The organism is Eubacterium sp. BL-380-WT-2B (assembly GCF_009696115.1).
Lineage (GTDB): Bacteria > Bacillota > Clostridia > Eubacteriales > Eubacteriaceae > Eubacterium > Eubacterium callanderi.
Window position 1 is genome coordinate 199,323 of the sequence record NZ_VUMP01000001.1, and the last position, 24,508, is coordinate 223,830.

General features: G+C 49.5%; 17 protein-coding genes. 15 read left to right on the plus strand and 2 right to left on the minus strand.

Annotated elements, in window-relative coordinates; translation table 11 throughout:
• Positions 1–87 precede the first annotated feature (87 nt).
• The 15 genes from FYJ53_RS00995 to FYJ53_RS01065 all read left to right on the plus strand — a co-directional run bounded on the left by FYJ53_RS00995 (position 88) and on the right by FYJ53_RS01065 (position 23,734).
• Positions 88–1,563, plus strand: a complete 1,476-nt coding sequence (locus tag FYJ53_RS00995; protein ID WP_148429095.1) for an Ig-like domain-containing protein — start codon at positions 88–90, stop codon at positions 1,561–1,563.
• 255 nt (positions 1,564–1,818) lie between these two features.
• Positions 1,819–8,706, plus strand: a complete 6,888-nt coding sequence (locus tag FYJ53_RS01000) for a YDG domain-containing protein (protein WP_148429097.1) — start codon at positions 1,819–1,821, stop codon at positions 8,704–8,706.
• Positions 8,707–8,795: 89 nt separating this feature from the next.
• Entirely contained in the window at positions 8,796–9,080 is a 285-nt protein-coding gene (locus FYJ53_RS01005; RefSeq protein ID WP_148429100.1) for a hypothetical protein, read from the plus strand.
• 3 nt (positions 9,081–9,083) lie between these two features.
• Positions 9,084–12,692, plus strand: a complete 3,609-nt coding sequence (locus tag FYJ53_RS01010) for a PLAT/LH2 domain-containing protein (protein WP_154556893.1) — start codon at positions 9,084–9,086, stop codon at positions 12,690–12,692.
• Positions 12,693–12,763: 71 nt separating this feature from the next.
• The gene (locus FYJ53_RS01015) at positions 12,764–13,417 is read left to right on the plus strand and encodes a hypothetical protein (RefSeq protein WP_148429102.1); all 654 of its coding nucleotides are present in this window, start codon (positions 12,764–12,766) and stop codon (positions 13,415–13,417) included.
• An 18-nt stretch (positions 13,418–13,435) separates the two neighbouring features.
• A complete protein-coding gene (locus FYJ53_RS01020) occupies positions 13,436–19,327 on the plus strand; it encodes a glycerophosphodiester phosphodiesterase family protein (protein WP_154556894.1) in 5,892 nt (1,963 codons plus the stop codon).
• Between the two features lie 16 nt (positions 19,328–19,343).
• The gene (locus FYJ53_RS01025) at positions 19,344–19,802 is read left to right on the plus strand and encodes a tol-pal system YbgF family protein (protein ID WP_148429106.1); all 459 of its coding nucleotides are present in this window, start codon (positions 19,344–19,346) and stop codon (positions 19,800–19,802) included.
• 129 nt (positions 19,803–19,931) lie between these two features.
• Complete coding sequence (locus FYJ53_RS01030; protein WP_148429108.1) at positions 19,932–20,480, plus strand: hypothetical protein; 549 nt, start codon at positions 19,932–19,934, stop codon at positions 20,478–20,480.
• Between the two features lie 125 nt (positions 20,481–20,605).
• On the plus strand, positions 20,606–21,043 hold the full coding sequence (locus FYJ53_RS01035) for a hypothetical protein (RefSeq protein ID WP_154556895.1): 438 nt from the start codon (positions 20,606–20,608) through the stop codon (positions 21,041–21,043).
• Complete coding sequence (locus FYJ53_RS01040; RefSeq protein ID WP_148429112.1) at positions 21,040–21,651, plus strand: restriction endonuclease subunit S; 612 nt, start codon at positions 21,040–21,042, stop codon at positions 21,649–21,651. The genes FYJ53_RS01035 and FYJ53_RS01040 overlap by 4 nt, the downstream gene beginning before the upstream one ends.
• A gap of 4 nt (positions 21,652–21,655) precedes the next feature.
• Entirely contained in the window at positions 21,656–21,856 is a 201-nt protein-coding gene (locus tag FYJ53_RS01045; RefSeq protein WP_090413998.1) for a hypothetical protein, read from the plus strand.
• 10 nt (positions 21,857–21,866) lie between these two features.
• On the plus strand, positions 21,867–22,442 hold the full coding sequence (locus tag FYJ53_RS01050) for an RNA polymerase sigma factor (RefSeq protein WP_148429114.1): 576 nt from the start codon (positions 21,867–21,869) through the stop codon (positions 22,440–22,442).
• Between the two features lie 205 nt (positions 22,443–22,647).
• The gene (locus FYJ53_RS01055; RefSeq protein WP_013382496.1) at positions 22,648–22,881 is read left to right on the plus strand and encodes a hypothetical protein; all 234 of its coding nucleotides are present in this window, start codon (positions 22,648–22,650) and stop codon (positions 22,879–22,881) included.
• Positions 22,882–22,895: 14 nt separating this feature from the next.
• Positions 22,896–23,123 carry a DUF2922 domain-containing protein gene (locus tag FYJ53_RS01060; protein ID WP_013382495.1) on the plus strand — a complete coding sequence of 76 codons (228 nt, stop codon included), beginning with the start codon at positions 22,896–22,898 and terminating at the stop codon, positions 23,121–23,123.
• Positions 23,124–23,287: 164 nt separating this feature from the next.
• Positions 23,288–23,734, plus strand: a complete 447-nt coding sequence (locus FYJ53_RS01065; RefSeq protein ID WP_227929902.1) for a D-Ala-D-Ala carboxypeptidase family metallohydrolase — start codon at positions 23,288–23,290, stop codon at positions 23,732–23,734.
• Between the two features lie 38 nt (positions 23,735–23,772).
• Here the strand turns inward: FYJ53_RS01065 and FYJ53_RS01070 are convergent, their stop codons facing one another.
• Positions 23,773–24,177, minus strand: coding sequence for a DUF86 domain-containing protein (locus FYJ53_RS01070; RefSeq protein ID WP_148429118.1), 405 nt, complete (start codon positions 24,175–24,177; stop codon positions 23,773–23,775).
• A complete protein-coding gene (locus tag FYJ53_RS01075) occupies positions 24,161–24,460 on the minus strand; it encodes a nucleotidyltransferase family protein (protein WP_074617770.1) in 300 nt (99 codons plus the stop codon). Before FYJ53_RS01075 ends, FYJ53_RS01070 begins: the two co-directional genes overlap by 17 nt.
• Positions 24,461–24,508 lie beyond the last annotated feature (48 nt).

The following is a 24,508-nucleotide window of genomic DNA, read 5'->3' on the forward strand; positions in this document are numbered from 1 at the left end:
CAATCATTAAGGTTATTAAGCGCGCGGACAAAGAAACGCCGCGCGCTTGATATAAATTTTTATTCTATTTTCTTTAAGGAGGAAAAAATGAAAGCAAAAACACTTTCAAGCAGACTGATCGCAGGTTTCCTGGGACTGAGTCTGCTCGCATCTGCGGCGATTCCAGGCATCATGCCGCAGGCGAAAGCAGCAGAGGGCGCTGCAACATTCTCTGCTGTGGCCACTAAAACCGAGGTGCACCCAGGCGACACCTTTACCGTGGCTGTTTCGGTGACCCCGGAACCAGCGATCGGTTCCTATGAAGCGGTATTGAATTATGACCTTGATAAGCTGGAAGTTACAGACACCACTAAATCAAGTTATGTAATGGGTGAAGTTACACCTGGCGGTGGCGGTTTCACGGGCGTTTATGCACTCTGGGCTGATTTCAGTGGTGGACAAAATTCGATCACCTCAACAACAGAATTATTTACCGCAACCTTCAAGGTTAAAGATGGCGCCACTGGCGATGCAGGCCTCGAAATGTTTTTAAATGCCGTTGGAGATCCTGCGGCAGGCGATATCACTGCCAATAGCACAGGTACTGCCACCAGCGTGAACATTACCGAAGCGCCGCCGGCCCCAGTACCGGTCACCGGCGTATCCGTATCCTTAGATCAAACCGAACTGTTCCCGGGACAGAGCGCACAGGCCACTGCCGCGGTTGAACCGGCAGACGCCGACAACCCGAACGTGGCATGGGCTTCTTCCGATGATGCGGTGGCAACCGTTGACGCAGACGGTAAAGTGACCGCCATTGCGGCTGGTACTGCCAGCATTACCGCAACCACCGAAGAAGGCGGCTTTACAGCATCTGCAGATGTGACCGTCAAGGCCGACAATGTCAAAGCACTGGCTGTGGCTGCCGCTCCGACCAAGGTGGATTACCTTCAGGGCGACGCCATCGATTTAACCGGCGGTAAATTAACGGTGACCTATGAACAGGCAGGCGATGTCGAAATGGATATGGCCCAGGCCAACGCCATTGTGGACATGAACCAGGTCGGCGAAGCCGTACCAGTCGCCATTGAATTTGGCGGACAGAAGCTGGAAAACGCTTTTACCATCAACATTAAAGCAGCCACGGTTACCGCGCTGGAACTGATCCAGGCACCGACTGGAAAAACCACCGTTGGCGATGCAATGCCAAACCTGGAAGGCGGCATGATGAAAGCCACCATCAATGATGGCGAAGCCGTCCGTGAGCTGCCATTATCCGACGCTGAAATCACCGGCTATGACAAAACAAAAGCCGGCGAACAGACCTTAACCGCAACCTATGGCGGCAAATCCATTGAATTTAAAATTACCGTTGCCGAAGCTCCGGCTGGCGGCGGCAGCATTGATGGCAATAATGATGGCCAGAGCGCCGATGGTAAAGCGCCATCCAATGTTAAAAACCCTGTAACGGGCTTAAACTTCTCTCAGGACGCCGTCAATGGTTTTGGTTTCCTGACCACCGGCTTAGCCATTTTAGCGGTTTCCGGCATCAAGGTTTTCCGCATGAGAAGAAAAATGGATTAATTCTTTATTGAGTTAACAAAAACGAACACGAACAAATCATCGATTAATTATTACACACACATATTATCATTAAGCACACCGGAAAGAAGCGCGAGCTTCTTTCCAAAACACGAAAAAACACGAAATTCTAAGGCAAAGAAACAAGGCATTTAAAGCAATTGGGCGGACGTTGGATTTTGCAGCCAATCTGGAAAAGCAAAACGAGCGCCCGCCCTTATTGCATATGGGATTTGACAGTAAAAGGAGAAATCATTCATGAAGAAAAAAATGAGAAAAAAAGAAATACCGCAAAAAGTTGCGGCAGGGGTCATGTCCGGCGTGATGCTCTTGAGCTCTACCGGCGCGACGGCATTGGCGCAGGAGATCCAGGGAACCGAGCTTTTTAAGGGGGATGATGCAAAGCAGACCGCCAAGGGTGTTTCAAGGACACAGCAGCAAGCCGCCCCGACCCTTGCGAGCCGTACCGATACCACGGTCACTCTGAACAGCACAAAGGATTTACATTATGCGAGAGTGGAAGCGGATAAGGAACCATCTAAGTACACCTGGACGAAGGCGACAGGCGACACCGTTACCTTCAGCGACCTGACACCAGGCACCGCCTATGATTTCGTCTGCGCTGCCGATAACCAGGGAACGGGGATGAGCCCTGCCAGCACGATTTATACCCTTCAGGCTGCGCCGGATAATCCTGCCATCCTTGCGACAATATCGTATCCGGAAGAAACCATGACCATTAGCCCAGGCTATGAGATGAATACGACAAGTGACTTTAATGGGGACCCGGTGGTGAGCGGCGCTTCGATTTCTGCTTTTATTGGCAAAGACCTTTATATACGTGCGGCTAAGAAAGGGGATATCCCGGCAGGGGTTGCTAAGGCTTATGAGGTTGCTGCCCGTCCGGCCAACACGACGACGGTGCCGGCCGACCAGATTACCCGAAGCACAACCGGTTTTCACTTTACGCCCAACCCTCAGGGCGTTTACCAGTATACCGGCGGCCGACAGACCACACCTAAAACCATTGTGGGCGGCAAGGTCACAGGTTTGGAGCCTGGAACAGTCTACAGCCTGACAGACTATACCCAGGCAACGGAGACCGCCTTTAAATCCGGCACCAACACCCAGGAGATCCGCACCAAGAGCGTGGTGGCGCCTGCCACCACGGCTGGCTCAGGAGCTTCCCAATCGGCCAATACCGTCAAGGCCGACAAAACAGAAGCCGATCTTGGCGAGACCATTACCTATACCGTTACCTATGGGGAGGGCTATACGCCAAGTATGACCATCGGCGGCGATGAACTGGCCTTTGATACCGCAGCAACGATTGATTCAGAGAAAAAAACAGCGGTCTTTAAATATACGGTAAAAGAAGGGGATACCACTGTTAACGCCGTGGCCCATTTTAATGAACGTGCCGTAAAAACCGTCGATGCTCAGGAAACCAAAACCCTCTACGCAAACGATCCTTCGAACCAGTCTGCCCAGGCCCTGGCGGAGAGCCTGCCGAAAAAGGTGGGCGTAACCTACGATAACCAGACAAAAGGAGAAGAAGATGCGTCCTGGCAGCTGAAAAAGGAGAGCGCCTGGAACATAAAGGGGGGCGACTATACCTATGAAGCCCAGGTTGGCGAAGCCAGGGCGGCTCAGGATGTTAAGGTGCTGCCCGTGGTTGCCGCTTTTGAGCCGATCGGGGATATTAAGCTTCCAGTGAAGACCGGGGGCTATACCGCCAAGGAGCTGGGGCTTATAAGCAGCATTGAGGTGACCTATACCAGCACCGGCTTTGAAACCCAGACCGACAAAGCCGTACCGGTTGTGTGGAACCCGGCAGTGTCGCCCGGCTTTGGCGCAAACCAGACCGATGGCGCGACTTTTACGGGTACGGTAAGCGTTCCTGAATGGGCAACGATTCCGGATCCAACATTGCGCCGGGAAGTTACCTTTGGGATTCCGGTAACCATACATGGGATAATGTTCTTTGATAAGCCCTATGACGGAACCAAAAATGCCAGCTGGAATGAAAATGACATTGGCAGGATGAGCCTTAAGGTGAACGGAACGACCTTACAAGGATACACCTTGCAAAAAGATAGCAGTGCGACGATCCATCTGGACAGCCCCAACGTGGGCACACGCACCATCGCAGGCGTCTCCGGCCTTACCATCGCTGGCCCAGAGGCAGATCAATACGTTCTGGATTTCAGCGGCATGACCGCCACCATCACCAAGCAGACCAACGTCCAAGCCCCAGATGCGGTGACGGTAACAGCCGACAGTGTCACCGATACCAGCGCAGCCGTCAGCGTGACAAATCCGACTGAGGGCTATCTGTTGGAATACGCCAGCGCCGAACCGGGTCAGCAGCCCACGCTCTGGCAGACAAGCGGTACCTTTACCGGCTTAAAACCCGGCACCACGTATGACTTCTATGCCCGCTACGCCGAAACCAGCAATAACAACGCGTCTGATGCCGCAAAGACAGGAAGCCCATCCACCAAAACCAACGCCCAGGTTGCAGCACCCACCAAGGCAGGCGCTGGGAAACAGGATGCGGGCTGTACCATCACCGCCGATGTCGAACACGTGGCCGTAGGCGATCCGGTCACTTATACGGTGAAGCCGTCTGAAAATTATAGTGTTGATGAGAGCACCAGCCTGAAAATCAACGGAAAGGCCGTCAAGCTGACAGCGAGCGGAGACCCGGATGAGAAGGGGCTTTCAACCTATACGGCAACATACACCGTTACAGAGGAGGATACGGTTATCCAGGCCGAAGCAACCTTTAACAAACGGGCGGTTAAAACCGTTACATCCCCCGACGCCATCACCACGACAGCCAACGACCCAATTAATGCCAGTCAGCAGGCCCTGGAGCAGAACCTGCCCCAGACCCTTGAAGTTAAGTATGACAATGGGGTAACGGGACAGGAGCTTGTACAGTGGGCTAAAGATAGCACAAGCCCAGACTGGGACGCTAAAGGGAAAACCTATACCTATACCGGCACCCTGGTCAGCGATAAGACCCAGACAGCCGAACTGACGGTCACGATCAATCCAGTAAAGGCCACCATCAAAGCCCCTGATGCAAAGACCATCGCCATCCGTGAAAAGGCCTACACCATGGAAGAGCTGGGACTGGGCAGCACCTTTGAAGTTAGCTTTGACAATAGCGTTGAGGACATGGATTGTCCGGTGAGCTGGAACCCGAATACACCGGGCGATTTTGGCACCAAAACCAATAGTGATACAGAGAAGGAGTTTACCGGAACCGTCACCCTGCCGGCCTGGGCCACAGCGCCAGATACTACAGGAGCAACGGTTAAAGCAGTCGTAAAAACCGCCACACCCCTGACGGTAACGGGCATTACCGTTACCGATAAGACCTATGACGGGACAACCCTTGCGGAGTTAAAGTTAGCCAATGCCCAATTGGCAGGCGTTCCTAAGTCGGAAACTAAAGTAAGCTTTAATAAAGACGCAACTTTAACCGCCGAATTCGACAATGCCAACGTGGGCACCGATAAAAAAGTGACGGTGACCGGCAACGCCCTGACCGGTGATAATGCAGGGAACTACATCATTGACTGGAGCGCCTGTGACATTAAAGGCAAGATTACCAAGGCGGATGTAACTGATGCGCCATCTGCACCGGTGGTCGATGATACCAAAACCACCTCCACCAGCGTCACGCTGGAGCCGGTAACCATAACCGATGAAACCGCTTTGGCGGCTGGCGCCAAGGCACAGTACAGTAAGGATCAGGTAAACTGGCAGCAAAGTCCGGTTTTCAAAAATCTGGAGCCCGGCACCGCCTACGCCTTTTACGCCCGTGTGGGCGCCACTGGCAATACCAATGCCTCTGGCCTCTCAGATGCCAGTGCGGCTGTTACCACCAAGGTGGCCGTTGTAGCGCCGGTTCTGGAACAAGACGGCGACTGCACAGCCGGTCAGGCGTGTAAGGTAGAGCTCTACGACGCTGCCAACAAAAAAATTGATGGTGTGCTGGAAGCAAAGCTTGATGACAAAGTCACCTACAAAATCACCTACTGCGACAGCCATACCATGCACTTTACCTTTAAAGGCAATGAACTGGCGCTTTCGACAGCGACAGATGGCATGCGTGAAGCAGCGGACGAAAAACGCACCTGGTACTATGACTACACCATTGCAGCCGGCGATAAGACCGTGACGGCCTCGGCAGAAGCCACCGCGAAAACCGTTAAAAATATAACGGCCGATCCCATTATCATGGCGGCCAACGATGCCCGCAACCAGAGCCCAGAGACGCTTTTGAAGAGTCTGCCCAAAACCATTAAGTTCCAGTATGACAATGGGACAGAGGGCACCGATCTTGTGGAAAACTGGACACTGAAAACAGGAGAATGGGCCCTTAAGGGAGCGGATCTGACCTATGAAGGCACCCTCAAAAACCATCCAAGAACCAAAGTGACCCAATCGGTGACTGTGAAGCCTGTGACAGCCAATATTGAAACCACTGTGGGTAAAATCACCCTTAAGGAACGGCCCCAGGGCTATACCCTGGCCGATCTGGAAGGCGAAGGGCTGCCCATGACGGCCAGCATCGGCTATGACAGCTACGTGGACCAGGCCGATAAAACAACGGCCATCACATGGCAGCTGCCCGAGGACTTTGGGAAAACATCCGGCGCTGTGGACATCACCGGAAGCGTCCAGCTGCCCGAATGGGCAACCGCAGCCACGAGCGAAGTCCTCTCAGCGCATTTTGAGATCACCGCCCGACCCCAGGTAAAACTGGCGATTCTGGAAGGGGATGTTACCAAAACCTACGACGGCAGCGCCGTCATGGAAAACGTGCCGGTTAAACTGGATACGGTAAGCCTTGATGCGGCGCACAAAGACGTTGCCCTGTCCGCAGAGACCGCCACCATCCGTTTCCAGACACCCAATGTGGGCCAAAACCTGACCTATACCGTGGAAGGACTGACCCTGACCGGTGCCGACGCCGACTGGTACGCCCTTGGCGCTACCTATAAAAATGGTGTCATTGTAAAAGCCGCCGTGGCCGCCCCGGCAGCGCCGGAGGCGGACAGCATCAGCCTGAACAGCATTGCGCTGAAACCCGTTGTCCTGGAAGGCGCCGCCAAGGCTGCCGGCGCCAAGGTGGTCTACCAGTATTCAACCAATAATGGTACAACCTATACGGATAATCCGGCGGATAAATACAGCCCGGTCTTCAAAAACCTTGATCCCGGAAAGGCCTACAGCTTTAAAGCCAGTGTGGAAGTCACTGCCAACACAAAGGCGTCCGAAGCCAGCGCGGGATTAACCATCCGGACAAAGTTTAACCCAGTGGCGCCCATCATTGCCAAAACCTCCCCCTGTGAAGGCGGCGAATGCAAGGTCGATATGACCGACGCCCAGGGCGCCCCCATTACAGTCAAAAGTGAAGTGGGTACCGGAGATGTGATCCACTACACAGTTACAAGCTGTGACAGCCATACACCGGGCAAGCTGCTCATTAACAGCAAAACCGAGGTAGCCTTATCCGGTACCGGCAAAGTGCGCACCGGCGTCTACACCGTCACCGCCCAGGACAGCCAGCTAATTTCACAGGTGACCTTTAATGACCGTCAGGCGGTAAATGTGGAATCACCAGAGCCGGTTGAAATGTATGCCAATGATGCACGCAACCAAAGCGCCGAAAGTCTGGCGAACAGCCTGTCTAAGGAAGTGGCCGTGGTCTATGACAACGGCACACGAGGCACCGAAACCATCCGTCAATGGAGCCCATCGGGCACGGCCTGGAATCCTAAGGGCGGAAGCTATATCTATGTGGCGGCAGTCGGCGCAAGCGGACAGTTCTTCACCCTGCAGAATGTGACCGTCAAGCCGGTCAGCGCAGTCTATGAACCCTTTGCAGATGCCACCCTGACCATTCGCGAAAATGCTTATTCTAAGGAAGAACTGGGACTCAGCGATACCCTTGCGGTCACCTACACCTCCGAAGACGGCGTGGTCAAGGAAACCCGGGACGAACCCCTTGTCTGGACGCCAGAAGTCCCAGGCGATTTCGGCACCACCGAAACCACCCAGACCTTTACCGCCAGACTGGCGCTGCCAGCCTATGCGGACGGCGATAAAACCTTAAGCAAGACCATTCGTGTGAGCGAAAAAAGCCCGCTGGTCATCAAAGGTGTGAAGGCTGAGGATAAGGTATACGATGGCACCACCGACGCAGCGCTGGATTTCAGCCAGGCCACCTTTACGGGTGATCCAGGCTTTGGCAGCTATACCGTGGACTGGGAGCAGGCCACCGGAGCCTTTGAGGACGCCAACGCCGGCGACCACAAAAAAGTGACGGTGGAAGGCATTGTGCTTTCGGGTAAAGATGCGGACCACTATATTTTAAGCGTTGAGCAGGTGAGCGCAAGCATTCAAAAAGCCGAAATTAAAGGCGTGGTTTTTGAAAGTGCGAGATTCCCGGAAGATGGAAACCCGCACAGCCTGGAAGCCGTTTACCCAGAGGGCTGTGGGATTACAGGCGTGAGCTATACCTATGAAAAGAACGGCGTGAAAACCACCGAAGCCCCAAAAGAAATGGGGATCTACAAAGTGACCGCCACCTTCACCGTGGACGATAACCATCAGGCCCTTGCGCCCATGACGGCTACCATGACCATTGGCGAAGCCGGCGGAACCGTTGAGGAGGCCGTGGTGGAAGGATTGCCCGAAGGCGTGACCGGCTGCACCGTGACCGCGGATAAAGACCATGTGACCGAGGCCGGAGAAACCGTCACCTATACCCTGACCCGGAACAAAGAACGGAAGTCCTACGTGCCGGCAGCCATGACCGTTAACGGTCAGGTTGTACCGCTTACCTATGATCAGGCAAGCGGGCAGTATCAGGGAGCCTATGTGGCTGAGGACCCAACAGCATCCATTGCGGCAGCGGTTCACTATGTCTTACTTGGAAGCTTTGATGGCGATGAGACCATTAATATCATCGACGCCCAAAAGATTGCACTGAGCCTGGCCGCCGGAGAGACCCCTTCACCGACTCAAAAAGCCGCTGGCGATGTGAACTTTGATGGAAAAATCAATATCATTGACGCCCAGCAGATCGCGCTGTATTTGGCAGATCCTGAAAAACAGTTTTAAATTTGTATTCTAAAAAAGCCTGCCGATGCGCTTAAGCAGCATCGGCGGCTTCTGCAAAAAGACAGGGTGTCAGGAAAGAGAGGTGTGAGATGTTAAACGGTTTACTGGGGATGCTGGCATCCGGCTTTTCCGGAGCCGGGCTGGCCATCCATCAAAATTTAAAGAGAAGAGGTGAAAACAGAAGATCCTGGCTTGTAAGCGGGCTGTTCACACTCATGGCAGGCGCTTCCGGCGTATATGCTTCCCTTAAGGGGATCGGGGCGTTCCTGTTAAGCCTGATCAGCTTTGTGACCGCATTGGCGGTCATGTGCTGTATGTGTGCCGCGGGAGACGCGGCTGAAAATGAACGATTAAAAGAAAATCAGGAGGATTAGACAATGTTAAAGAAAATCTGCAGCGTACTCGTTACCGCCAGTCTGGTGTTGAGCCAGACCGCGGTTTTCGCTCAAACTCAAAACACAGCAGAAACACCCGGCTCTGTAACGGTGAAAGAAAACGGCCCGAAAGAAGAAAAGCGTTATGTATCCTACGGCGGCCACCTGTGGGAAGTGGTTGAACAGGTGGATGGACGTCTGCTCCTGTGCACCGATCCGGCCATTGAGAAAAAGCTGGAAATGGATCAGGCACTGATCGAAAAAGACGCGGAAGCGCAGTATCAGTTCTTGAATCAGGATTTTTTAGAGAGCTTCAATGCGGTTGAAAAAGCCCATTTAGACAAGGTAACGCTCCAAAAGAAAACCACAGAGGATACCCAAAAAGCCCGCGGGGCAAAAGCCGTAAAAGTGTTTTTGCCAAACGACGATACCGTTGAAATTTTGAATGCGGACGTCCAAAAAGCCCTTGAGAAATTTAAAACCGGGCAAAAAACAGAAGCGCCGGAAGAAGCCCCCATACCCAGCGTAGAGACACCAGAAGCGCCGGAAGAAGCCCCCATACCCAGCGTAGAGACACCAGAAGCGCCGGAGCAAGCCCCCATACCCAGCGTAGAGACGCCAGAAGCGCCGGAAGAAGCCCCCGCGCCCAGCGTTGCGCCTCCGACAGTGAACGAACCAGAAGAAACAGAAAAAGCGATTCTTGGCGATGTGAACGGCGATCAAAAAGTAAATATTTTAGACGCCCAGCAGATTGCCCTCAGCTGCGCATCGGGTGAGGAAATGGAAGAAACAGAAAAAGCGATTCTTGGCGATGTGAACGGCGATCAAAAGGTAAATATTTTAGATGCCCAGCAGATTGCCCTCAGCTGCGCAGCAGGGAATACGCCAGCCGGTCGTGCGGTTGCAGGCCAGACATTTGCGATGGACACGTCCGTCATGAAAACAAGCGTGTCTGAAACACAGGATTCCGATACCCCAGATACCCGTCCGGAAGGACTGGCGTTTGGGATTTTAGTCAATCCAGAGGGGCTGGAGCAGAGCGGCACCGGAACAAAGGAAGATCCCTATACTTTTTCCGAAAAGAAAGCAGCCCCCACACCCGCTGCTCCGAACGAGACGCCAGAGCAGCCCGAAGCTTCCGAAGCACCCGAAGTGACACTGCCCTTCGCGCCTTTTAGCAAGGAAGAACTGAAAAACCCCCGTCTGAATAACGTCGAGCAAGCCTTTGACCAGATTTCAACCGCCGGCTATAAAACCCGCGAACCCTCTGCCGCCGGCTTTCCAAGCGATTTGATCACCACCACGAAAAACCACATCCAGGGTCTGGGCTATTATGGCGATTACACCATCATTAACGTGAACGGCGATGGCACGCCAGGTAAGATTTTTATTTATGACCAAGAGCGGATGGTTCAAACCTTAGTGCCGCCTCAGACAAAGAGCTTTCATACCTCCGGCATGCAGGTAGTGGGCGATATGCTGATCATGATGAACGGACTGCACGGCGACCCGGATAGTTATATTCAAATGGTTGATTTACGGCCCCTGAATGAAGGGAAAGAGGCCGTACTGCTGCCGAGAGAAACCGGTCCGTCAATGACGGGCGCCTGTGTGGGCGCCACCAATTACACCGCTGCGGATGGAACCGAAAGGCTTATCCTGATCGGTGTGCGGAACCAATGCTTTGAATCGGTGATGCCTGAAGACGGTGTGAGCTTTAACTGGACAGAGCGGCGATACAACGGGCCAAATCTGAAAGAGAACCAGAGTATTGCCCTGGTGACCGACGTTAACAATCAGGTTTATCTGGTTGCCTTTGCCAGCGAAGCATCCCAGCAGGGGAGCATTGCGGATCTGATAGATACCAGCGGGTTTGCGGGGCTCAATTATGATGACCGCCTGGAGCTGTACAAGGTGGATGTCCATTCCAACCCCAATGGGATAAATGTCGAGTTTTTAAAGCGAAAAGACGTCGAGGCCTATGATGACGATCTGCTTGTTTTTGGGAGCCATTTCCGCTATGCTGCGACACTGACCGTTGACAGCCCCGAAGGATTTTCGGTGCACACCACACGGCGTGTCCCAGGCAACGCGCATTTTAATATCCTCGGTTCCCTTGGGTCAGACGCTGTTTCGGCATTGTTTGGCGGTAATACCCTGCCCATCACCACCTATACGGCAGGTCAAAGCTACTTTTTAGAAAATAAATCCGGGACGGTTTCCAAACTGGACGTTACCTATACAACAAAAGAAGGGAAGCAGGAAACACAAACGACAAAGAGTATTGAATTAGGAAAAAAAGGGGATGTACAGATTCCCATTGACGCCAAAGACATACGGCTGGATTTTTATGTGAGCACCGGCTCCGCCTGGAAGCCGGTTAAAACACTGGAATACAAAGAAGCCAACGGAAACGCCCGGCGTTATAAAATAACCGGAACGGTTTTTAACCCCACCCTTCACGAGGGCGTGGTTTTAGGCGAGGGCATTCAGTACCAGATAAAGGTAAAAACCGGTTCGGCCATTGGCGCGGGAACCGATTCGAACGTCTATATTCGCCTGGTTGGCGATCAGGGAACAACCGATGAGGTGCTGCTGAATTACGGCGTCACTAACCAGTTTAACACACGCGGCAACCCCTTTGAGACAAAGGGATACGATGTCGGCGTCTTTAATTTCAATCAGGATGTTGGAAAGATTAAGGGCATCGAGGTTCGGACAGACCGTTCAGGCGCCGGCGCCGACTGGCTGCTGGATGCCATCGAGGTCGTTCCAATGTACAATACCACCGAAACACAGACAAAGAAATTTGATATTCAACAGTGGATTGTAAAAAGCGACTGGACAAGCTTCAGCAATACCCCCGAAGACAGCACGCAGTACCGCCTGAGTTTTAAGACCGGTAACCTGATGGGCGCCGGAACCGATTCCGATATTTATGTGAAGCTCATTGGGACCAAAGGCGAAACCAATGAAGTGGAAGTCACCGCGCTTTATAACGGAAACGCCTTTGAAAAAGGAACCAATCACGCGGTTGTTGCCAACTTTGATAAAAACATCGGGGAGATTCAAAAGGTGATGGTCCGCTCCGATATGAGCGGCGTTGGGCCAGACTGGTTTTTAGACTGTATTCAGGTAGCGCCATTCTGGAAAAATCAGGCACAGGCCGGGGAAAAAACGTTTGACTGCAAGGAATGGATTGTGAATAAAAGCAGCCGAGCCTACAGCTTAGACCAAAACGCCATAACCCGTTATCGTATGACCGTAAAAACCGGCAAACTTTCACGCTGGCCCAAAGGAGAAGGAACCGACGCGGACATTTATGTCCGTCTCATTGGGGACAAAGGGCAAACCAACGAGGTTGAGATCACATCGCTTATTCCTGGCAACGCCCTGGAACGTGGAGATACCGATACCTTTACCGCCAACTTTGAGAACGCCATTGGCAAGGTTCAAAAAATCCAGGTGCGTTCCGATATGAGCGGCGTCGGGCCGGATTGGTACCTCGAACGTATCGATGTCCAGCCCTTACTTGGAAATAAAGACGTTGGAGAGAATGTCCGCTTTGCATTTAATCAATGGATTGACAGCAAAAAGGTCTATGAAAAATAATTAAAAGTTCGCAATCTGAGAAAGGGAGAAGAATGCGTCGAAGATATGTATCAAAACAGGAGCATCCGGACATGGAAAAAACATTAAAAATTTTAAAGGAGGAAAAAGGATACACGTTTAGTATCGAACAGAATGTCGCGATAAACTATGGGCTGTGCGTGGGTGCCGATGTACTTGGCACCGCCAACCCAGCGTATAGCGGCGCGCAGATGAGTGAGATTTTCCGGGTTCAGTCCGAAGGACTGGACGACACCCTGCTGCGCAACCCGGAGCTGGGCGGCGCAAGGGCAAAAGAACTCAGGCTTGGCCTTGAAGCAGGGCTGGATATTAAACCATTGGCCGACGCGGGGATGCCGCTGACCAATATCCAGTGGCTGCGGCGCGCCATGGCAAAGGGCATCGATATTGAGCTTTATCCTGAATTTCAAGGGAGTATTACAAAAATCATTAAAAAGTATAACGCGCTTTGTGGCGGAGAAAAGCCAAAAGGCAGCAAGCAGTGCACGTTGAGAGTGGTTCGTATCAAAGAAGAAGTAAACGAAATGGTGGTTCAGTATGATGATCTGGAAAAACTGGAAGACGCCATTGGCAGGATTAACGCGGCCCATTTCGACAAGGTGCAGCGGCTGAAAGAAAAACTCTATGAGAGCGACGTTCATACCTTAGGCAAAAGAGTCCTTGAGCCCGTGGAGCAGCAAACGTATTTTGAGATTGTAAAAGAATGATGTAAAGAAAGTGATGATATGACAATATATTTGAAGAGGATAATTTGCCTCGCATTGTCTGTACTGTCAGTTCTGTTGTTGACAAGTATTCCCGGCAAAGCGGCAGATACAGATTACAGTATTGATTTTACTCAAAGCCGGGAAGGGGACAAGCTACCTGAAGGCTGGAGTGTTTACAAAGGAAGCGTCAGTATGAAAAATGGCTACCTTGAAATGGAAAAGGGGACCATTCTCTGCTTGCCTGAAAATATGACAAACAGTAATTTTACTTATGAGGCGGATTTTACCATAACAAATGCTGACAACAGCAGCCGATGGTTTTCTTTGATGTATCGTCTTGGTGGTTCTGGACCGGATCCGGCCCCATATATGAATATGTGCATCCGACAGGATGCCACTGCCGGTAACGGTGTCGAGGTTGCATACCGAACATCCGATTATGACTGGAATGTGGTAAAAACGGCAAGTTATGACAGCTTTATTGATGGCAGCAAAATATATACAGCTCAAGCGATTGTAAATGGCAACAAAGTGATGGAATCCATCAATTCTAAGCCGGTGATCCTTTATGACAGCGTTACATCAGGAGAAAGCGGAAAATTCGCGCTTCAGACAGACGGGTGTAAGGCCCGGGTTTATGGTCTTAGATTAAAAGAGACACAGCCGTTGCCTGACACAATACCGAGTCAGGCAGATAAAATTAAAGAAGTTTATGAACCGAATACTGGAATTGTGGCACCGCCGACCGTTGTTCTGCAAATGGATGAACAAGCAGATACGGCAAGGCTTTCAGGCAATAAGCCCCCACAGGCCGCCTTGTTTGACTTAGTGCTGCAGATGGGGGAACCCAAAATTCAATTAGGTGCAGAAATGCAAATTGATTTAGAACAGGCCTTTGAAGCCTGCGGGAAAAAAGTCATTCCTGCCTTTACAGTGGATAATATTGAGGAAGCAAAAGCATTGGTTCAGTATGTTCGACTAAATAGTGAATTTGATTTAATGGCGGTTTCGGAAAGCAGTGAGGTGCTCCAGTACATTTATGAAGAAGAGCCTTCAGCCATTCGAACCGTACAGAAGTTTCAATCTGTTGAAAATGATCAGCTTATTTCTACTACGACACACACCTCCAAAGCTTCTATTGCTATGGTACCAAAGTCCATGAAACGTACATCTATGGAGTATCTGCAAAGCCGTTTTTTGTCTGTTTGGGTAATGGACGATGCTTCGACTGATGAAGCGATAACAAAGGGAGCGCTGGACAATGGTGCAAATGGTATTGTGCTAAAAGATGAAGAAACAGCTTACCGGTTATACGAACTGGTTGATCGAAAGAATGTTTATTGCCGAAAAACACCCTTTATCGGACATCGAGGCTATCCCAAGGTCGCACCGGAAAATACGGTGGAATCTTTGAGAGAAGCGGGCTGGGCTGGCGCAGAGGCCGTCGAGTGTGATGTGTACATAACAAGCGACAAACAATTAATTGTAAATCATAATGGGGATATAAGTGGTTATACAACCAATTCTTCTGCAAAAGGGAGCGTTGAGTCGATGACATTGAATCAGCTAAAGTCTTATACCTTAAAGCAAACAGGACAATATGGAAACAGTAAGTTTGCAACTTTAGATGAACTTTTTGACACGATGGTCAATGAATTCCCAGAAATGGTCTTGGTAGTTGAGATTAAGACATCCAAGCCAGAAGTAACCCAAATGATTAAAGATCTGGCTGAGGAGAAAGGCGTGGCTGATCGGATTGTTGTGATTAGTTTTAACGCAAACCAGATAAGTACTATGGGAAAAACAATGCCTGGTATTGGTTTAGGTTATCTTTCATCACACTCTGGAAGCAGTACCAGTGAAGCGGTTTACCAGGTTATGAAATCAGTGGGAAAGCTGGGTTCTGCCTTCGATCCCAATTATGGAAATGTCAATAAAGAGCAGATGTATGCATTGAGACACCGTGGAATCGCGACCAATGTCTGGACGGTTGATGGTGAAACCAATATTGCAGCGCAGATTAATAACGGAGCCTTTTCGATTACAACGGATGATTCAAATATCAGAGGAAGATATGATGCAGTCTTTTCTCCGGAACGATTGAATGCAAATTATATTCTGGGAAGTCAGGATAAAACATTCGATTTAAGCAAGGGTGACGTAAGGATCAATCAGGGAGACATGGTACGCATATACCAGTCAAATCCAAATGAACAAACGACTTATGGTATTACAATGGGAGATAATGTAAAAGCTACGCTTATTCTGGATAACATTAATCAGAGGACAAACCTTGCTTCGGCTATTAAAGTAGGGAATAATGCTGATTTAACTGTATTGGTGAGAGGCGAAAACAAGATTGAACAAGTCAATGCTGAAGTTGGCGCCATTGAACTAGGCAACGGATCTACCATTAAAATTAAGAATTTTGAAGAAACAGAAGGCAAAGTCATACTGGCGCAGGGAACAGAACTGAAAAATGCAGCTTATCAAAAAGCGCTTATTGGCATTAACCAACCATCTGGCCTTAAAGCGACAGCAACACTGAATATGGATTCAGGAGCGCTTACAGCTACCTCAAAGGACAACGCTCCAGCGATTGGTGCAACAAAGAATTCCACCCTTGTGCTTAATATCAATGGAGGAAACGTTGATGCGGTAAGCAAAGGACTGGGAGCAGCCATTGGGACTCCGGGTTCAGGACAGACTGGTGACGACAGCAGTGTAACCGTTAATTTAAACGGAGGCGTGGTTAATGCTCGGACAGAATCTGAGGATAATCTGTCTGGAGGAGAAAGCATTCGTTCGGGAGCCGCCATTGGAACAGGCTATGGAAATGCGGGAAATCAGCATGTCATTTGCAATATTCCTGAAGATTCAAAAGTAAGTTTAGATGTTAAATCTGCCTATGGCGGTGCTGGTATTGGTACGGCAGGCTGCTGGTTTGGCAGAGAGACAACCGGCAACACAGCAGGTTTTGGACAGGAAACCGTCGAGCTTAACATTCATGGTGGAGAGATCACCGGGGAAACCAGCGGACAGGCACCTGTGATTGGTATTGGATCAGGAAATAATATGCCTTTTAAAAAGGTTTTTGTCAATATGAGCCAGGGTAAGGTAACCGTAAAAAATACAGGAGCAGACAAAACCGGCAGCGCTTCACCAATAGGGATAGGGATGTTTTCAAAAGATACAGTTTTTGAAATGAACCTTTCAGGTGGTATTGTCAATACAACTTCGCAAGATGTTGGGAATTTTACAGCGTCTTCGCCTGCTGTCGGCGTATCGGATAAAAATAAGAACAATATGGATTTAAACATTGATGCCGCCAGCAACAATACGTTTAAATTTAAGAGTACAGGCGGAAATTTACGGGCAGAAACGAAGTCGGTAGATCCAACAATTCAGGATGTTGGCGCTTTAGAAAACAATACAATTGATATTGTGATTGACGATGGCTTATTTGAAGTCGTGAATGAAAAGATGTCTGTAACAGCAAAAAATAGTGAAAACCAGAACGTTTATCCTGCTTCCCTCATCTTTGGTGATAAAAATGAAAGCTTTGACATTAAAGAGATAGGAATTGGCGATAAGGTCTTTAAAAAAGATTTGCGCGCAACTGGCGGAAAGATAACCATATGGACAAAGGAGATGAATGACGAACAGCCAGTTACAACTAAAATAGATGGCGTAACGCAAAATTACATGAACCAAGGCGTAAGGCTTATTTACAACCAAGGCTTTACTTTTGAAGATCCTGTTATTCCTTTAAAAATGGAAAGAGAAACGCAGAGTCTTGGCAATATTGAATTAAAGCGTTTTACAGAAAATCAGGTGTCACTGTCTTTGAATAACATAGACGGTACAACGAATATCTTTTTGGTAGCTTATGAGCATGGAACCAAAAATCAGGTTGGAGAACGTCAGGCTTATGTTGAAGGCCAAGACGAGTATGTGTTTCAAGGGCTTACTGGTGAAAAAATTTATGATTTCACAGCATTTATTGAGGAATCAGAGGAATTCTGGAGTCTTGAAAGTGATCCTGTAATAGTAATGCCCTTTTCATATGAGCCCACACTTGATGAAGGCTTCATTGGTCAGGCGTATAAAGGAAGCATAAGCAAAGGAAATGAACGCTTTAATTATGTGTTAGACGAAGAAACACCATTGCCTAAAGGACTGCAGTTTAGCGATAATGGCGAAATTACAGGAACTCCAATGCAAGCTGGAACAATGAATCTAAAGATTACGGCTATGCCAAAAGAGCCAGGTATAGCCAGCAGCAACAAGCGTGTGGCACAAGTGCAGTTAACCATAAAGAATATACTGAAAGAGGTGGAGTTGGTCGATGCAGGAAAAACACTTGAAGTTTATGCCAATAATGTTGCGAACAAATCGGCAGATGCCCTCAATGCGTATGTTAATATGAATGCACTGGTAAAAGGTGTGTACGTTGACGATAAAGTAGAAATAGGGAGCGCAGAAGAGATGGGGCTGCGGTGGGTTGCTGAAACGGCTCACCAGCCAAAAGGAGGCGAGTATACCTATCAAATAAAATTTAAAGAAAGCGTACTTGAACAGACAATTACGGTAAAACCTGTGGCCATTGAATTAAGTCCATTACAAGATGTTATTAAAACCATTCATGAAAATGGTTATGATAATTATAGGGCACTGGGTTTGCCTGAAAATGTCCGAATGATTTATCCAGAGGGGATAAATGTTGTTGGAAATGAAAAGAACGTGGGGATACGATGGACAACTGAAATCCCAAAAGATTTTGGAAAAACAGTTTTAGAAAAGCCCTATGTTTTTGAAGGTGTTGCAGAGGTGCCTGCGTGGGCGAGTATACAGAATGTAGGCGTACGGGTAAATGTCGAGTTAACTAATAAAATTCTTATCAAACCAATCATTAATGTTAAGGATAAAACGTATGATGGCAATAAAGACGCTGAGCTGGCAGCTTATCCGTATATTAACTTAGAAGAACTGACCGCAGGAACAGCCGTACAGCTTTCGGGAATTGCGAAGCTGCAGTTTATAGATGAGAGTGCTGGTGTTGATAAACCGGTTCGCATCAATGGACTTGGACTGACAGGAATGGATGCTGAAAACTATGATTTAGATACTAGCGGAGTAACGGCGACGATTTTTCCAAAGGTCATTGAGCTTTCAGGGATTAGCTTTGAGGACAAAACGACCTTTGAAGATGGAACACCCCAAACAATGTCGATACAGGGAACCCTTCCCAGAGAAGTTAGCGTAGAGTACAGCTATTTAAAACGAGGCGAATCCATTTCGCAGGCTATACCACCTAAAAATAAAGGTCACTATCTTGTTGAGGCAAAGTTTTTGACCGATGCTAACCATATAACTGAACCTAAAGCCTTAACCGCTAATTTAGTGATTAATGAGTTGGAACGTATTATTCTTCCTGAGATAGAAACGGGGTTGAGCCAAGAAGCGGCGGAAAACATAACGATAGATATTTTCCAGAACAATCAACCCATTCAAACTGGTGCATTGCTTCAGAAAGGAGATACCCTGAGCTATCAATTTAGTATACCTGATAGGCGCGTAGTCTATGTGCCTTATGAGATGTCTGTTAATGGGAAAGCAGTTCCGTTAAAGAAGCTTGAAAATGAAAAAGTTTATGAGGGCGTATACACGATAAATGACCAAGATAGCGTTTTGAAAATTAGTGCAAAATGCAGGAAGCTTGGGGATATTACAAATGATGAAAAAATTAATATCATTGACGCTCAGCGAATCGCTAACATGGTAGCATCTGGTGCTGTTATACCTAATACAGAAAAAATATCAGGAGACGTCAATTTTGATCAGAAGCTTAATATTATAGACGCACAAAAAATTGCGCAATACGCTGCAGATATTAATATTCATTTCTAAAATTAAGGAGGGAAACATGTTTCAACTGGAAGATATCCTTGAAAATGCCCAAAGGCTGGAGCGCCATGGAGACTATAAAAAAGCCCGGCATCTTTATAAAAGACTGCTGAAAAAAGCCCCGGATTCTGAGATTGCAAGAATATCAGAAGAAAGGCTGGTCCGGATCAATGCCCAATATAAAACAGCAGAAAAAAAGGGCCCAAGCCTGGAATGGACCGCGTTTTATATCCTGGTCTTTAGCTTTTGCGGCGCGTTTTTCATCACCTATCCGTTATCCTTTGTGATCGAATCCAGCAGCGCGGTGCTCAATCTGTACCTCGGGCTGGTTTGCGCGGCGGAGCTGGTGTCCGCCGGGCTGTTAATGGTTCATAAATTATACTGTAAAAGGGCGTTTAAGAAGTTTTCAATGCTCACATTTCTGCTGGACGTCCTGCTCATCCTTTTGGGGGTGGGCGTCATGATCGCAGGAGCATAAAAGCGTTATAGGAAGAAGAGGAAATGGGACACTGGCTGTCACCCATCAAAACCCTGAAGGCCGCGTACACACACGTGTATGTGGTCATCAGGGTTTTTTGCATATAAGAACATAAAAAGAGGAGAAAAAATGGCACTGGCAAAACGTTTAAAAGAACTGTTAGAAGCACTGGAAATGGATCTGGAGACCTATCTCAAAAAACACTACGAGCTCTTTGAGGCCGTGGATACCGGCTACGTGGCCAAGGATGGCAGAACACATTTTACAGAGCTCATCTACCACGGCCACAGCCATCACGTCTGCCGCTACTGCCAGCGCGCGCTCAAAAAGAAAACCCTGCGCCTGGTGAAAAGAAACGGCAGAAACCATGTAGTCAACGGCCTGTCCAAGGAGGTGGAGGACGCCGAGGGCAATCTGTACGTGCTGTGGGTATGCAGCTGTGAGTGCAGGCACTGCGCCAGACGCCAGCGTGTGCTGCCCGTTTTCGCGGGGCGCTGGCTGCGCCATACCCTGTTTACCGTTGCCCATACCCTTTTACATGTGTTTGAAAACGATGAACTGGACGAAAAGCCCCTAAAGCCCCGCCGGGGCCGCCCGGTGCTCACCATGCCTTTTTACGGAGAGCTGAGCACCGTGTACCGCTGGCGGCAGAGAATAAAAATAATTTTTGATTTATAATAATAAAAACACGTTCTTGCATCCGTTAAAACCACAAATTCCTGTAAGATAGAACCATCAGCAGGAGCAAGAAAAAAAGTGCACCGCTGAAATCAAACCAATCTATTTTACAGGAGGATTACAAGATGAATGAAACCAAAAGAAACCGGCTTGGCCAACTGACCATGAGCAAACAGCTGGGGTGTGTTCAATGCGCCCTGGAGCTGGGGCGAGAGGTGCCCATGACCTTTTACCAGGCCTTTTGCGAGGGCTGCTGTAAAAACCAGGACGCCATCATTATGAACGACGGTCTGAGGGCTTTTCAGTCAATGGGCGTCTGTGAGCAGGCGGAAAATCTTGAGACCATGAAAAGACGTATCGCGGTGCTGCTGGAGCAATATGAGGTATCGCTGCAGCTTTATGGCAAAAAGGTGCAGGAAAGCCTGAAAAGAAAGGAGGAGGCCCAGGGTTACGAGCGCGTTGAAGCCCAGTGTCTGGACTGCCTGTCGGGTATTTTGGGCGGCGCTGTGGGCCGGGGAGACGCCGGGCTGCCGCCAATGGGCAGGAAAGGCGGGGCACGGTGAACTACCTGACTGAGCTGCTGGCCTTTTACCGATGGCTGGAGGTGGACAGGCTGGGCCCGCTGCTCCAGTCCTTCTGGCACCTGCTCATGTTTTTCAACAATAAGGCGGCTGTCCGCAGTGAGGACGGGAGGTGGTACTGGCCGGTGGTTTTCAAGGCACCCAACAGTGATGTCTGCCGGTTTCTGGGGCTGACCAGCCGCTTTCAGGTCAATGCCCAGAGAAAGCACCTGATCCGTCACGGGCGCATCGACTATACACCTCACGTGAGCCAGCACGCCGGGGATTACCGGATAAAGCCCTTTGATACCGGGCTGTGCGAGACAGAGATCAGCGTGATGGATACCGGACAGAAACGCCTGGTGTGGACGCAGGGCGTCACCCGGGGCGCACACCCGGCTGCACCGTTCATAAATGATGTAAACAGTAAACCCTGTTATCCGTATGGTTCTGTTCCTGAGGCGCTGCCTGCTTCCAACGGCTTCAATCTGCTGCCTCAACTCACTGAGGCCGAAAAGGCTGCCATTGTGTCGCTGTATCCGGAGGATGAGGTGGCGTGCTTTAACGCCATGTGGGCAGCGCGGGAAAGAAAACAGAAGGAAAAGAGGTGACAATATGAACCGATATGGAAAAGGCCCCGGTATTCTCAACCGCCGCCGGGCATACCTGGTAGAAGCGGAGTGCCGGGTGCGCGTGGGCTTCTGTGCCAGAAGCCCTGAGGAGGCCGAGGATTTGTTTTATGAGTACAGCGGCGCGGTGGAGGACCGTTTTCCGGAAATGGTCCTTGAGGTTACAGATGTGTATGAGGATAACTGAGGAGGTTAAAATGGATTATAAAGAGATCGACGCCCTGGCTTTAAAGGCACAGCAGGGGGATACGTCCGCAGCCGCGCTTTTGGAGCGCTGCTTTCGCCCGCTGATGCTGTCGGCGGCAGGATTTGGAAAGACAGAAAATTACAGCTTTGAGGACAGCCTGCAGGACGCCCGGCTGGCCTTTCTTGAGGGAATACAGGCTTTTGACACGGCTGCCGGAACGGGCTTCGCGGCTTTTATCAAGCCCTATGTGTACCAGAAGGGGCAGAACCGCCGGCGCAAATGCCTGCGCCGCCTGGCGCGCGATGTACCGGCAGATGCCAAAGCAGGGAATGAGGACGGTGAAACGTTCATCAGTTTGTTGGAAGACCCCGGCGCTGATATTGAGAGCGGCTATATCCACAGGGAGGAGCTTGAGCGCCTGACAGCAGCGCTCAAGGAGCTGACGCCAGAGGAGCGGGCGCTTTTAAAAGCAGTCTATGGGAAAAACCAGTCCATCAGGGGGACCTCCCAGAGCCTGGGGGTTGGCTACAGCACGCTTCAGTACCGCCACAGCCGTATTCTTAAAAGACTGAAAGGCCAGCTGTAAAAAAATAAAAAAGACTCTGGTCAAAGCAGTACCCAGAGACAATTTACAGGTATAAGGCAAAAACAGCGGCAGTCCTGCCGGAAAACAAAAGGAGGTGCGCTATGGCCGGCCACTAGCGAAGCAGAAAAGGTTGATGAAAGACCACCGTTTATGAAAAAGGCAGCGCTGCCGCTGAAGCCTTAAAAAATAAATTGGAGGTTGAAAAATGGCATATGAGCGTGTGAAGCTGAAAAATATTTTGCAGCTTATTTTGAATTATGGGGAGGTTGACGGGAAAATTAAAAAGAAAACTCGCACCTACGCAGATCTCGGTCTGGATGAGAGTGTTGTCACTTCGGAAGCGGTAGTGCTCACCGGAAAGGCCATCGGCAAGCTGATAACACCCATTGTAACAGACAGCAACAACGTTATGACTTACCAGAATATTGAAACAGCATAAAGGAGGAAATGTAAATGGAGACAACAACTACCAAAGCGCTGGAGCTGGATTTTCTGATGAAGAACGGCGACAGCATGACCCTGAGCCTTCCAGATTATCTGGAGGATTTGACCCAGGAGCAGATTGAGGCCTCGGCCCAGACCATTATCACCCAGAATATTTTCCAGCCCTCGGGCGTGGGACTGGAAAAGCTGGCCGGGTACCAGTATGTGGACAAAACCGTGCGCAAGGTGGAATTATAAAAACACCGAAGCGCAGTGGGCCGGGGCGCTTTAAAAAGCCCCTGGCCTTTTGCCTGGCAGCGGTCTGGTCGGTTACCGGGCTGGTTTTTGCAGCCCGGATAAACGCGCCGGAAAAAGCCCTGGCCGAAACACAGAGCCCGGAAGCCGTGGAAACAGCAGAGACGGTGCCTGTGTCGGAGGCGGAAAGCCCGGCGAATACAGAGGCTGCCCCGGAGGAGCGGCTTGTCATTGAGCATCCCCTGCCGCCGGACCCCATTATAACAGACGGCCCCTGGGCCACTGCCCACTTTTTGATGGAGGAGTATGCCTGTGATTGTGACGGCTACTGCGACGGCTGGCCTGCGGAGATGGCGCCAGAGCTTCTGGAAAAAATTGAGGCACTGCGCTGCGCCCTTGACCGCCCGGTGATCATCACCTCTGGGGTGCGCTGCGATCAGCGCAATGCCGAGGTGGGCGGTATCCCCAATTCCTGGCACTGCTTCGGCCACGCCGCCGATCTGTACTGCCCTGGTATCCCCTACACCGAGGTTGCCCGCGTCGCCAGAACCCTGGGCCTCGGCGTCATCGAGTACCCGGGGCAGGCGTTTGACCATGTGGAGATATGGCATTAAGAATCCCCAGGGCATTAATGCCCTGGGAATTTTCTAGTTTAAAAATTATCATCGGAGATATCTGGATCATGTAAGGCTTCCTGATTTAAAGATTTGTTTTGTGCCAGAATATTTTCGCAAAAATCTTTTAGTTCAGGTATATTGTAATTTATTGTATTCCAAATAGTAAGGACGTCAATGCTGCCATAATCATGGGCAAAGATGTTACGGATACCCCGGATCTGTTTCCAAGGGATTTCTGAATACAGGTTTTTAAAATCATCTGTTAAATATTTACTGAGTTCTCCGATTTGAAGAATACACATACAAACAGCATTTTGATATATTTTATCTGCCTGAAAGTTGTCAAAATTGTTGCCAAAGCGTTGGAGTGTTTCGTCAATCTGGTAGCAGTAATTTAAAATATGATCAACAATGTCGATGTTTCTATTTTTTATGCTCATAGATTAATACCTGGTCTTTTGAAATTTCATTTTTTACATTTTCATACAGTCCGCCCTCGGTTACAACATCGACAGAAACACCAAGCCGGTTTTTTAAATCCAGACGAAGACCGGAGAGTTCAAAAAGACCAATTTTTGTGCCTTGAATATCGACCTTTAAATCAATGTCACTATCTGCTTTTTCTTCACCTCGTGCATAAGAGCCAAAAAGATATACCCGGGGAATTCCATATTTTTGGGCAATAGGTGCCACTTCTTTTTGAATTTTTTCAATGTTCAGCATGATACTCTCCTTTCAAAAATGCATTGTTATACGTGCGTATATTATTAT

Bases quoted from the DNA above. Each gene is read 5' to 3' on its own strand.
- FYJ53_RS01055 (WP_013382496.1), top strand. From the start codon at position 22,648: ATGGCATATGAGCGTGTGAAGCTGAAAAATATTTTGCAGCTTATTTTG.
- FYJ53_RS01010 (WP_154556893.1), top strand. From the start codon at position 9,084: ATGTTAAAGAAAATCTGCAGCGTACTCGTTACCGCCAGTCTGGTGTTG.
- FYJ53_RS01000 (WP_148429097.1), top strand. From the start codon at position 1,819: ATGAAGAAAAAAATGAGAAAAAAAGAAATACCGCAAAAAGTTGCGGCA.
- FYJ53_RS01020 (WP_154556894.1), top strand. From the start codon at position 13,436: ATGACAATATATTTGAAGAGGATAATTTGCCTCGCATTGTCTGTACTG.
- FYJ53_RS01025 (WP_148429106.1), top strand. From the start codon at position 19,344: ATGTTTCAACTGGAAGATATCCTTGAAAATGCCCAAAGGCTGGAGCGC.
- FYJ53_RS01015 (WP_148429102.1), top strand. From the start codon at position 12,764: ATGGAAAAAACATTAAAAATTTTAAAGGAGGAAAAAGGATACACGTTT.
- FYJ53_RS01030 (WP_148429108.1), top strand. From the start codon at position 19,932: ATGGCACTGGCAAAACGTTTAAAAGAACTGTTAGAAGCACTGGAAATG.
- FYJ53_RS00995 (WP_148429095.1), top strand. From the start codon at position 88: ATGAAAGCAAAAACACTTTCAAGCAGACTGATCGCAGGTTTCCTGGGA.
- FYJ53_RS01050 (WP_148429114.1), top strand. From the start codon at position 21,867: ATGGATTATAAAGAGATCGACGCCCTGGCTTTAAAGGCACAGCAGGGG.
- FYJ53_RS01060 (WP_013382495.1), top strand. From the start codon at position 22,896: ATGGAGACAACAACTACCAAAGCGCTGGAGCTGGATTTTCTGATGAAG.
- FYJ53_RS01075 (WP_074617770.1), bottom strand. From the start codon at position 24,460: ATGCTGAACATTGAAAAAATTCAAAAAGAAGTGGCACCTATTGCCCAA.
- FYJ53_RS01035 (WP_154556895.1), top strand. From the start codon at position 20,606: ATGAATGAAACCAAAAGAAACCGGCTTGGCCAACTGACCATGAGCAAA.
- FYJ53_RS01005 (WP_148429100.1), top strand. From the start codon at position 8,796: ATGTTAAACGGTTTACTGGGGATGCTGGCATCCGGCTTTTCCGGAGCC.
- FYJ53_RS01045 (WP_090413998.1), top strand. From the start codon at position 21,656: ATGAACCGATATGGAAAAGGCCCCGGTATTCTCAACCGCCGCCGGGCA.
- FYJ53_RS01070 (WP_148429118.1), bottom strand. From the start codon at position 24,177: ATGAGCATAAAAAATAGAAACATCGACATTGTTGATCATATTTTAAAT.